Genomic DNA, 11016 nt, shown 5'->3' with positions numbered 1-11016 from the left:
GGGGGCTCCGCGCTCGCTCCGACGCCCCTCCACCATGCTTCGCATGGTCCCCCTCCCCCGCAGGGGGAGGAATTCTAGTGCTCTCCCGAACCGCAGACAGCCTGTACTGGACCGGCCGCTACATCGAGCGCGCCGATTTCCTGGCGCGGATCCTGGAGGCGACCTTGCGTCTGGCCGCGATCCCGACGCGGGGCGACGGGGACGCCGAGACCGTCTGGGCCAGCGCCTTGGCCTCGGCCGGGGCGCCCAAGGCCCTGGGGCGGACGCCGACCGAGAAGTCCGTGAGGGAGTATCTGGCGTTCTCGCCGGACAATCCCTCCTCCATCACCGCCTGCATCACGCGCGCGCGGACCAACGCCCGGTCAGTGCGCACCGCCCTGACCATCGAGCTGTGGGAGGCGATCAACGGCGCCTGGAACGGCTTGGCCGACCAAGGGCAGCCGACGCGGCGCGACGACTTCGCCCAGTTCCTGGAGTGGGTGAAGACCGTCACCCTGTCGTTCGAGGGAGCGGCCTCGCGGACCATGCTGCGCAACGACGGCTACTACTTCCTGCGGCTGGGCGCGGCGATCGAGCGGGCGGACAACACCGCCCGTCTGCTGGACGTGAAGTACCATCTGCTGCTGCCCGAGGGCGAACGGGTGGGCGGGCAGCTGGACTATTTCCAGTGGACCACCTTGCTTCGCGAGGTGTCGGCGCTGACGGCCTATCGCTGGGTCTATCGCGACTCGGTCAAGCCGTGGCTGGTGGCCGACCTGCTGGTGCTGAACCGGCAGATGCCGCGCTCGCTGGCCAGCTGCCAAGCGTCGATCGTACGCTATCTGGAGAAGCTGGCGGCCGACTACGGCCGGCGCGGGCCGGCGCAGCGGCTGGCGGCGGAACGGATGCGGCAGTTCGACCAGTCCCGGATCGACGTCATCTTCCAGTCGGGGCTGCACGAGTACATCCAGGCCTTCCTGGCCGAGAACGGACGGCTGGGCCAGGCCATCCACGACCAGTACCTGAGCTGAGCGATGCGTATCCGGATCGACTACGCCACCACCTACGCCTACGACCGGGCGGCGCGGTTCATCATCCAGGCGCTGCGCCTGACGCCGCGGTCCAGCGAAGCCCAGCAGGTCCGGCACTGGAACGTCGAGACCGACGTGGACGCCCGCCTGCGCCGGACCGAGGACGCCTTCGGCAATGTGGTGCACACCCTCTACACCGAGCAGCCGACCCAGAGCCTGACGGTGCGGGTGTCGGGCGAGGTGACCACGACGGACGCGGCCGGGGTCGTGCCTCCGGACCAGGAGACTTTGTCGCCGCTGGTGTTCCTGCGGGACACCGCCCTGACCCGGCGTGACAAGCTGATCGGGGTGTTCGCCTCGGAGTTCTCGGCCCATCCCCCGCTTGAGCGCATGCACCGGCTGATGGCGGCGATCCACGGATCGGTGGCGTTCGAGGTGGGGGTGACGACGCCGACCCATACCGCCAGCGAGGTCCTGGCCCTGGGGCGGGGAGTCTGCCAGGACCACGCCCACGTCTTCGTCGCCTGCGCCCGACACATGGGCACGCCCGCGCGCTATGTCTCGGGCCATCTGGCGCGGCGCGACGGCGAGGATCAGCAGGCGGCGCACGCCTGGGCCGAGGCCTGGGTGGAGGACCTGGGCTGGGTGGGCTTCGACCCGGCGAACGGGATCTGCCCCACCGAGCGCTACGTACGGGTGGCGACGGGGCTGGACTATCTGGGCGCGGCGCCGGTGCGGGGGGCCAGCTATGGCGGCGGGGGAGAACGGCTGGCGGTGCGGCTGAGCGTCCGTGATGCGGACCTGCAACAGAGCCAGCAGCAGGCGTGATCGGGCGGTTCGACCGGCGGGAATCTGTTACCGTGGCCGGACTATCAACGGACGCCGGAGCGGGCGCGCGTCATGACCTATTGCGTCGGCATGCTGGTCGAAGAGGGGCTGGCGATGATCGCCGACACCCGCACCAACGCGGGCGTCGACAACATCTCGTCCTATCGCAAGCTGCATGTGGTGGATCATCCCGGCGAGCGGGTTCTAGCCGTCGCGACCGCCGGCAATCTGTCGGTGACCCAGACGGCGCTGGCGATGGCGCGCGAGGGCGTGCACCTGAACGTCGGCGAGGAGCCCGAGACGCTGGAGACGGCGCCCAGCCTGTTCCGTTGCGCCCAGCTCTTGGGCCATGCGTTGCGCAGCGTGCGCCAGTCGATCGCGCCGGCGCTCCAGGCCGACAGCCTGAACACCTCGGCCACCATGCTGCTGGGCGGCCAGATCAAGGGCGGCCAGATGGGGCTGTACCTGATCTACAGCCAGGGCAATTTCATCGAGTGCGGCCGGGACACGCCCTATCTGCAGATCGGCGAGCTGAAGTACGGCAAGCCGATCCTGGAGAGCGGGTTGGAGTACGGGGCGCCGCTGGCGGAGGCGGTGAAGCTGGGCCTGATCTCGTTCTCGACCACGATGCGCTCGAACGTCGGCGTGGGCGCGCCGTTCGACATGCTGACCCTGCGCCGCGACTATCTGAGCGGGGAGCAGCGGCGGATCGAGGAGGACGACTCCTACTTCACCGACTTGCACGACCAGTGGACGCGCGCCCAGGCCCAGGCCCGCCGGGCGATGCCCGAGCCGCCCTGGATGATGGGCGGTCCCCGGCTGGCGGCCGCCCGGAGCTGAGGCCCCAGGCGGTTCCGAGCGCCTAGCGCGCCGGTTCGACCAGCAGGCCGACGATGCGCCGCAAGACCGGCAGGACGCCCAAAAGCACCGGGAAGGCCACCACTCACGACAAGCCCCAGGCGGTCATCCACGCCGCCGGGAAGGTCGACGAGAGGCCGAGGTTGCGCAAGGTGGCGATCGCCGAGACCACGAAGGTCATGATCACTGACAGGACCAGGGGCTGGACCAGGGCTGCGTAGCGCGACGGCAGGCGTCGGAAGACGATGCTGGAGGGGTGCATTGAGCATCTCTCTGAAAGAAGGTCGTCGGCCGTGTCGCATCCGCCGGTCGCCCGGCGCCCCGGCCGCGACCGGGGGATGCGTTGTCTGACGTGAGACACTTACGGCCGCCCGACGACGACGGCGACTTCCTAGCGATCTTGCGAATGGATCGCAAGTGCTTGCGCCCAGAGGGATCGGGGTGACGCAGCGGCGCCTTGCGCGGGCCGGGGCGGGGCGCCTAGCGTGCGGCATGGCCGCCTTCGACACCCCGTCCACCCCCGCCGACTTCGTCTTCTTCGAGCCGTTGCGGGTGCGCTGGGCCGAGGTGGACATGCAGGGCGTGGTCTTCAATCCGAACTATCTGGTCTACGCCGACGTGGCGATGGCCGAGTATTTCCGGGCGATCGGCCTACCCGGGCATGAGGGCACGACGGGTCTGGGGATCGACATGTTCGCCGCCGGCGCGAAGCTGGATTCCGGGCGTCGGCCCGTTTCGACGACATGCTGCGGCTCGGGGCGCGGATCGAGCGGTTCGGCCGAACGTCGTTCCAGCCCCGGGTGGGAATCTTCCGGGGCGACGAACTGCTGGCCGACGTGGGCCTGACCTATGTGTGCGTGGCGCTGGACGGATCGCGCCAGGCCGTGCCGGTGCCTGAGGCCTTCATCGCGGCGGCGCGGGCCCTGGAGGGCGGCTGACGAGACGGGCCCGCCGCCGCTCTCTCGCCCGTCAGGTTTCGACGCGGGACCAAGCAGGGGTAAGGCGTTGGATCACCCGGCCGGGCCGCTGAAGCCCGGCGTCTGCCGACCGGAGACCGCCATGCGTCCGTTTCCCGTCCTGCTCGCCTTGGTGATGCTGGCCGGCTGTTCGCCGCCGGCTGAGCAGAACGCCGCCCCCAAGGAGGCGGAACCCGCGGCCGAGGCGCCGCGCCCATCCCCGACTCCGTCGGCGATCACCGAGGTGGACTGGGCCGTGTTCGAGGCGTCCGCCCCCCAGGGGCTGAAGGACAGCCTGGCCGAGGCCGACGGCGTCTGCCGGTCGGACGGCGGACGGATCGAGGTGGGGCCGCAGGGGCTGCGCGCGGCCGACATCAACGGCGACGGCCAGCCCGACTATGTCGTCGACTACAGCGGCGGAGTCGGATGCGCGGGCGCCGAATCGGCCCAGTCCGCCTTCTGCGGGGCCGATGGGGCATGCGCGTTCGACGTCTTCCTGTCGCGGAACGGCGGGTACGTGCGGCAAAGTCTGCTGTTGCACGGACCGGAGTTGCGTCAGCGGGCCGGCCGGGTCGAAATCGTGGATGGCGAAGGCCGGGTGCTGGGCTGGACCGGCTCCGCGGTTGAAGTGATCCCCGTCCGCTGATCTGATCGATCGCGGGGCGTGCACCGTCAGGCCCGCCGTCCGGGAAGCGCGCTCCGACCGGGAGGCGCAAAGGGATCTGGAGCCGCAACCATGTCCAACCGCCTCGACCGCCGCCGGGTGCTTTCGCTGGCGGGCGGCTCCGCGCTTGCCTGCGGCCTGCCAGCCTGGGCCCAGAGCGGATGGCGATCCCAGGACTGGGCCGCGCTGGGCGCGGACGTGAAGGCCGAGTTCAAGTGGGCCTGGGATCACTATGTCGCCAAGGCCTGGGGCAAGGACGAGATCAATCCGGTGTCGGGGACGGCGCAGTCTTTCTTCATCGAGGGCCGGGACCTGGGCCTGTCGCTGGTCGAGGCGCTGGACACGCTGTGGATCATGGAGCTGGACGAGGAGTTCCAGGCCGGCGTGGACTGGGTGAAGTCCAGCCTCGACTTCGACGTCGACGCGATGAGTCAGGTGTTCGAGACCAATATCCGGCTGGTCGGCGGCCTGCTGTCGGCGCATCTGGCGTGTGGCGATCCGGTGGTGCTTGAAAAGGCGAAGGATCTGGCGGACCGTCTTTTGAAGGCCTTCGACGCTTCGCCGCACGGCCTGCCGTATCGCTACGTGAACCTGAAGACGGGCGCGGTGCGTGATCCCGAGACCAACCTGGCCGAGATCGGCACCTATGCGACGGAGTTCGGGGTGCTGGGCCGGCTGACCGGCGACGAGCGCTACTATGCGGCGGCCAAGCGGGCGATGGAGCATGCGCTGGACCGGCGGTCGGACATCGGCCTGATGGCGGCCAACATCCACGCCGAGACGGGCGAATTCATCAGCCGCAACGCCTCGATCGACGTCTATGCGGACAGCTTCTACGAATACCTGTGGGACAGCTGGGAGCTGTTCGGCGACACGGACATGAAGCGCTGGGCCGAAGAGTGCTGCGACGCGATGATCCGCCACCAGGGCAAGCGCTACAACGGCCAGCTCTGGTTCCCGATGGTCGACTATGAGACCGGCGAGGTGACCCGGACCTCGCAGACGGTGCTGGGCGGCTATCTGGCGGGGCTGCTGGGCCAGGTGGGCCGCAAGGCCGAGGGCGACGATTTCCTGGCCTCCTACACCGCCATGCAGGAGCGCTACGTCATCATCCCGGAATCGATCGAGGTCACGACCCAGACGCCGCGTGGGAAGGGCACGGGCCTGCGCCCCGAGTTCGCCGACGCCTGCCTGAACCTGTGGCTGGGCGACCGCGACGACCGCTACCGGACGCTGACGGCGATCCACTACCGCAACATGAAGGCGACCTCGAAGGGGCCTTTCGGCTACACCGCGCTGAAGGACATCACGACCCGGCCGATGGAGCAGGGCGACAACTGCCCCGGTTACTGGTGGTCCGAGCAGATGAAATACTACTACCTGATGTTCGCCGAGCCGAAGCGGGTGGATCTGGCGCAGCTGCAGCTGAGCACCGAGGCGAACGTGCTCAGGGGGTTCGTGAAAGGCTAGGGCGCCCGGCGCCCGCTCATCGAATACGGCCGCGCCTCAACTCTAGTCCCCCAGGTCATGTTCGGCGCCGCGCCCATGACGAAATGCAACTCGCCGCCGGCGCGGATCTCGTCGTGGCCGATCCAGGTCCGCTCCAGGGGGCGGCCGTTCAGGGTGACCGATTGGACGTAGACGTTCGCATCCGACAGGCCCTCGGTCGAGATGACGAAGCGGCGGCCGTTGGGCAGGTTCAGGGCGATCCGCTCGGCGAACGGCCGGCCGATGACGTACTGCCCGGACCCCGGCGTGACCGGATAGAAACCCATCGCCGTGAACATCAGCCAGGCCGACATCTGGCCTACGTCGTCGTTGCCGGCCAAGCCGTTCGGGGCCGTGTGGTACTGGGTGTCCATGATCTGCTTCAGCCGCGCCTGAGTGCGCCAGGGCGCGCCGGCGTAGACATAGGCATACGCACTGTGGTGGCTGGGCTCGTTGCCGTGGATGTACTGGCCGATGAGGCCGGCGATGTCCTCGGCGTGAGAGTAGTCCAGGCCGGTGTTGTCGAACTCGAACATGGCGTCGAGCTTGGCGACGACGGCGGCGTCGCCGCCCATGGCCGCTATCAGCCCGGCCATGTCCTGGGGCACGAACCACGAGTACTGCCAGGCGTTGCCCTCAGTGTAGTCCGAGCCATAGTTGATGGCGGTCGGGTCGAAGGGCTCGCGGAACGAACCGTCGGCGAGCCGGGCGCGCACGAAGCCGGTCGCCGGGTCGAAGGTGTTGCGCCAGAAGCCCGCGCGGCGGTCGAAGGTCGCCTGGATGTCGGCCCGGCCCAGGCGCTCGGCCATGCGGGCGATGGTCCAGTCGTCGTAGGCGTACTCCACGGTCTTGGAGGCGGCCTCCGGCTCGCGGTCGATAGGGACGTAGCCCAGGTCCATGTAGTCGCCCAGGCCGCCGTAGGGGCGATAGGTGGCCGAGGCGACCATGGCGTCCAGCGCGGCCTGACCATCGATGCCCTCGATCCCCTTCAGATAGGCGTCGGCGATCACCGGCACGGCGTGATAGCCGATCATGGTCCAGGTCTCCTGGCCGTGGAACGACCAGACCGGCAGGATGCCGTAAGGACTGACTTTCTGCGCCGCGATCAGGGAGTTGATCATGTCGGCGTTGCGGGTGTCGGGCTGGACCAGGGTCAGCAGGGGATGTTCGGCCCGGAAGGTGTCCCACAGGCTGAAGGTCGAGTGGACGGTGAAATCCGCCTGATGAACGGCGTTGTCCGGTCCCCGCCAGCGACCGTCGGCGTCGCCGTGGACGGCCGGGGCGATCAGGGCGTGGTACAGGGCGGTGTAGAGGCTGGTCCGCATCTCGGGCGAGGCCTCGATGTCAACGGCGCCCAGAGCCTCTTCCCAGGCCAGGCGGGTGCGGCCGCGCACGCCGTTGAAGTCGAAGTCGCCGCCTTCGCTGTCCAGGTTGCGGATCGCCCCGGCCTCGTCGACGGACGAGATGGCGACCTTGACCAGCAGGGGGCCCGCGATGGGGCCGAAGTCGAAGGCGGCCTCCAGGGCGCGGCCCTGGACCTGGGCGCGGTCGTCCAGCCCTCGGCCGGGCTGGCGGAAGCCGTTGTAGAGAACGCCTTCCTCGCGGTTCTGCAACTGGTAGCCGACCATCGGCTTGGAGAAGCGCATGGCGAAGTAGAGCTGGCGGCCGGGCGCCCAGCCGCGAGTCTCGCGGAAGCCGGTGACGACGCCGTCGGGGCGCACCCGGATGCGCGACCACAGGACCTTGCCGGGGTAGTCGTAGATGGACGGGCGGAAGTCGAGCAGGATGCGGGCGGGCGCGCTGCGCGGGAAACTGTAGCGGTGCAGGCCGACGCGGACGCCGGCGGTCAGCTCGGCGCGGACGCCCGAGTCGGTCAGGCTGACGGCGTAGTAGCCGGGCTCGGCCACTTCGGAGGCCTTGTTGTAGCGCGACCGGTAGCCCGAGCCGGGTTGGTCGGCCGCGCCGGGGTCCCAGCGCACCTCGCCCGAGATCGGTGTGATCAGGACGTCGCCCAGGTCCGAGTGGCCGGTGCCCGAGAAATGGGTGTGCGAGAAGCCCATGATGGTCGGGTCGTCGTAGCGGTAGCCCGAGGCCCAGTCGTAGGACTGGCGGAAGGGACGGTAGTCCGTGTCGGGGCTCAGCTGCACCATGCCGAAGGGCGCGACGGCGCCGGGGAAGGTGTGGCCCTTGCCGGCCGTGCCGATGAAGGGATCGACAGCCTCGAAGGGCGTCGGCGGCGCGGCTGGCGCTTCCTGGGCGGTCGCGCAGCCCGAAAGGCTCAGCGCCGCGATCACCGCCAACGTCGCCCTGTGGCCGATCCCCGCCATGAAAAGCCCTCCTGGTTCCCGCCCGGACCCTAGCAGGCGCGAACGGGCGCGCCACCCTCCAGGGCGGCCTCCGACCGCCGGGCGGAAACAAACCTTGTATCCGAGTCAAGTTGCGAACGATTGTCATTATCTGTAAGGCCGCCTCCTCAATCGCAAAGGGGCTGGCCATGACGACTTCTCACCGACGGTCGGATCGTGCGGGGGCGCGGCGGCGGGGCGCGCTGGCGCTGGCGTCGATCCCGGCGGCCGCGGCGGCCCAGTCCGCCGAGACTTCCAAGACGCCGGAGATCCCGCGCGAGGCCCTGCCGGTGGTGGTGGTGACCGAGCGCCAGGCGACGGCCCCCGCCTACGCCTTTGGCGACCCGATCGATTCGGGCCTGAGCCGGTTCGACGCCCGATCGGTGGAGGCCCGGGCGGCCGGATCCGGCGACGTCATCGACCTCCTGCGCCGGCTGCCCCACACCCAGTTCGCGATCGAGCGGGGGACGCGGGTGGACGAGGACAGCCTGCGCGACCTGCGCCCCGAGATGATCTCGATCTCGGGCGGGCGGCCGACGACAACCTGTTCACCCTGGACGGGATCGGCACCAACAGCCTGTTCGAGATGACCACGCCGGGGTCGCGGGGCACGTCGCCCGCCCATTTCGAGGACGTGGCGGGCGTCAGCGCCCAGAGCATCTTCATCGACACCAATCTGATCGGCGGCGTCTCGGTGCGCGATTCCAACGTGTCGGCCGAGTTCGGCCGGTTCACCGGCGGGGTGGTCGAGATCGTGACCCGCGAGCCGGCCCGGCGATACGGCGTCCAGGGCGGCGCGGGCTACACCGGGTCGGATCTGACCTCGTTCAGGGTCCCCGACGACTTCACCGGGACCCTGGCGGAGGAGCCGGAGTATTCACGCAGGCGCTGGAGCCTGTCGGTCGACCTGCCGCTCACCGAGCGGCTGGGGCTGCTGGTCGCCTACAACCAGTCCCGGGCGGAATCGACCTATCGCCGCTCGGCCAGCTATGGCGGCGCGGCCTACGGATCGGTGAGCGAAAGCGAGAACTATCTGATCAAGGCGCTGTACGAGCTGCCGGACGAGATGCGGCTGACGGCGCAGGTCACCCACGCGCCGTACCGCAGCGAGTTCGAGGGCCAGAACGGCATCCGCAACCGGGTCCTGACCCACGGCGGCGGCACGACCGCGAAGCTGTCGCTGGACGGGGTCCACGGCGCCGCGGACTGGAAGCTGGAGCTGAACCACGCCTGGTCGGACATGGATCGCGAGGCGCCGCGGTACAATTTCTCGCGTCCGACGGGCGGGTCGGTGAACTGGTGCGCGGCGACGTCGTGCACTGAGGGCGGCTTCGGCGACATCAACCAGAGCCAGCACGACACCACCGTGCTGGGCCGCTGGAGCCAGCCGCTGGGCGGGGGCGACCTGCGTCTGGGCTTCGACTACGATCGCATCCAGGCCCAGAAGCAGCGCCCCGAGGAGAACCGGGCCTATCAGCGCGGGACCTACGACGTCCGCACGGCCTGCGCTTCGCCGACCGATGTGGCGTGCATGGCGGGCGAGCATGCGCTGACCCGCTACATCTCGTACCAGCCGTTCGACTTCGACGTCGGCATCGACGCCGTCAGCCTGTGGGGCGAGTACACGCGCGACTTAGCCGGGGTCACGGTCCGGGCGGGGGTGCGCTACGACTACGAAAGTTTCCTGGGCAATCACAATCTGTCGCCCCGGCTGTCGGCGAGCCGCGCGCTGCCGTGGTGGGGGATCACCGCCACCGCCGGCCTGAATCGCTACTACGGCCGCAGCTTCCTGAGCTATGCGGTTCGCGAGAAGCGGCCCTCGAACCTGACCTATGAGCGGACGGGCGTTCTGACAGGCGGGCGGCTGCTGTTCTCGGAGAACTGGCGGCTGACGACGGTGGGCACGCCGGCGACCTATCGCAACGCCGACCTGGACACGCCCTACAGCGACGAGGCGACGCTGGCCTTCACGGGTCCGGCGCCCCTGATCGGCGGCGAATGGCGGGTCAAGGGGATCTACCGCGAAGGTCACGACCTGATCACCAGCTCGACGACCGAGACCTTGACCTACGATGACGTCGGGCGGCCCCGGACCTATCGCGTTTCGCGCGCGACCAACGACGGCGAGAGCGAGTACGCGGGCGGCTCGCTCCAGTACCTGCGGACGATCGGGCGACACAGCTTCACCGTCTCGACCAGCTTCTCGAAGACCAGGAGCAACGCCCCGACCGAATACGACGTCGACGAGGAGGAGGAGCTGGGCGCGACCCTGGTCGTCTACAACGGCCAGGTCGTGTCGCTGCTGGACATCGCGCGCGAGAACGACCGGTTCGACTACGCCTCGCCCTTCGTGGCCAGCGTGGACTGGAGCTCGCGCTGGATCGACGATCGGCTGGGGCTGAACGCCGCCCTCCGCTATCGCGGCGGCTTCGACCGGATCGAGGACACCGGCGTCAACGAGCGGATCGACGGGGTCAACTATGACGTCTACGGCCTGATCGAATACGACCCGTCGGTCGATGTGGACCTGAACGCCAGCTTCGACCTGGTGCGCGAGGACGGGCGGCAGGCGACGATCGAGGCGCGGGTGTCCAACCTGCTCGACACCGTGCCCTACAAGAACATCGGCTTCACGACCAATCCGTACCAGCTGGGCCGGGTGGTCTGGGTCGGCGTGAACTTCCGGTACTGAGGCGTGGCGGGCTTCGCGACCAAGGCCGCCGCCCTGGGGGCGGTGACGTCTGTCTACGTCGGGGCCGGGCTGGCGCTGCTGAGCGTCGCGCCCGAGGCGACCGGAGGGGGCGCGCCGGTGATCGAGGTGACGCTGGAGCCCATGCCGAGCTTCAACGGCCCGGACGGGGCGGCCG

11 protein-coding genes are annotated in these 11016 nt (G+C 69.4%); 9 read left to right on the top strand and 2 right to left on the bottom strand.

The window, feature by feature from the left end:
* The first annotated feature begins 77 nt into the window (after window positions 1-77).
* The 3 genes from AC2W7C_RS07510 to AC2W7C_RS07500 all read left to right on the top strand — a co-directional run bounded on the left by AC2W7C_RS07510 (window position 78) and on the right by AC2W7C_RS07500 (window position 2678).
* A complete protein-coding gene (locus AC2W7C_RS07510) occupies window positions 78-1010 on the top strand; it encodes an alpha-E domain-containing protein (protein ID WP_486000881.1) in 933 nt (310 codons plus the stop codon).
* 3 nt (window positions 1011-1013) lie between these two features.
* A complete protein-coding gene (locus AC2W7C_RS07505; protein WP_486000880.1) occupies window positions 1014-1838 on the top strand; it encodes a transglutaminase family protein in 825 nt (274 codons plus the stop codon).
* 72 nt (window positions 1839-1910) lie between these two features.
* On the top strand, window positions 1911-2678 hold the full coding sequence (locus AC2W7C_RS07500; RefSeq protein ID WP_486000879.1) for a proteasome-type protease: 768 nt from the start codon (window positions 1911-1913) through the stop codon (window positions 2676-2678).
* 103 nt (window positions 2679-2781) lie between these two features.
* On the opposite strand, the gene AC2W7C_RS07495 is transcribed toward AC2W7C_RS07500, so the two are convergent.
* The gene (locus AC2W7C_RS07495; RefSeq protein ID WP_486000878.1) at window positions 2782-2958 is read right to left on the bottom strand and encodes a DUF2798 domain-containing protein; all 177 of its coding nucleotides are present in this window, start codon (window positions 2956-2958) and stop codon (window positions 2782-2784) included.
* A gap of 230 nt (window positions 2959-3188) precedes the next feature.
* Here AC2W7C_RS07495 and AC2W7C_RS07490 point away from each other — a divergent pair, with 230 nt between their 5' ends.
* From AC2W7C_RS07490 to AC2W7C_RS07475, 4 genes are all read left to right on the top strand, one after another.
* Complete coding sequence (locus AC2W7C_RS07490) at window positions 3189-3542, top strand: acyl-CoA thioesterase (RefSeq protein ID WP_486000883.1); 354 nt, start codon at window positions 3189-3191, stop codon at window positions 3540-3542.
* The gene (locus AC2W7C_RS07485; protein WP_486000882.1) at window positions 3461-3634 is read left to right on the top strand and encodes a hypothetical protein; all 174 of its coding nucleotides are present in this window, start codon (window positions 3461-3463) and stop codon (window positions 3632-3634) included. The genes AC2W7C_RS07490 and AC2W7C_RS07485 overlap by 82 nt, the downstream gene beginning before the upstream one ends.
* Before the next feature lie 121 nt (window positions 3635-3755).
* Entirely contained in the window at window positions 3756-4298 is a 543-nt protein-coding gene (locus AC2W7C_RS07480; protein WP_486000877.1) for a hypothetical protein, read from the top strand.
* Window positions 4299-4388: 90 nt separating this feature from the next.
* Entirely contained in the window at window positions 4389-5786 is a 1398-nt protein-coding gene (locus tag AC2W7C_RS07475) for a glycoside hydrolase family 47 protein (RefSeq protein WP_486000876.1), read from the top strand.
* On the opposite strand, the gene AC2W7C_RS07470 is transcribed toward AC2W7C_RS07475, so the two are convergent.
* Window positions 5783-8131: a GH92 family glycosyl hydrolase gene (locus tag AC2W7C_RS07470; RefSeq protein ID WP_486000875.1), complete on the bottom strand. Its 2349-nt coding sequence runs from the start codon at window positions 8129-8131 to the stop codon at window positions 5783-5785. The genes AC2W7C_RS07475 and AC2W7C_RS07470 overlap by 4 nt on opposite strands.
* Before the next feature lie 167 nt (window positions 8132-8298).
* Here AC2W7C_RS07470 and AC2W7C_RS07465 point away from each other — a divergent pair, with 167 nt between their 5' ends.
* On the top strand, window positions 8299-8739 hold the full coding sequence (locus AC2W7C_RS07465) for a hypothetical protein (RefSeq protein WP_486000874.1): 441 nt from the start codon (window positions 8299-8301) through the stop codon (window positions 8737-8739).
* On the top strand, window positions 8736-10841 hold the full coding sequence (locus tag AC2W7C_RS07460; protein ID WP_486000873.1) for a TonB-dependent receptor: 2106 nt from the start codon (window positions 8736-8738) through the stop codon (window positions 10839-10841). Before AC2W7C_RS07465 ends, AC2W7C_RS07460 begins: the two co-directional genes overlap by 4 nt.
* The last annotated feature ends 175 nt before the right edge of the window (window positions 10842-11016 follow it).

This window comes from Brevundimonas sp. CURTG3B2_SDJG (genome assembly GCF_057364705.1).
The sequence above is the reverse complement of the archived record's forward strand: the minus strand, read 5'-3'. Positions and strand labels throughout refer to the sequence as shown.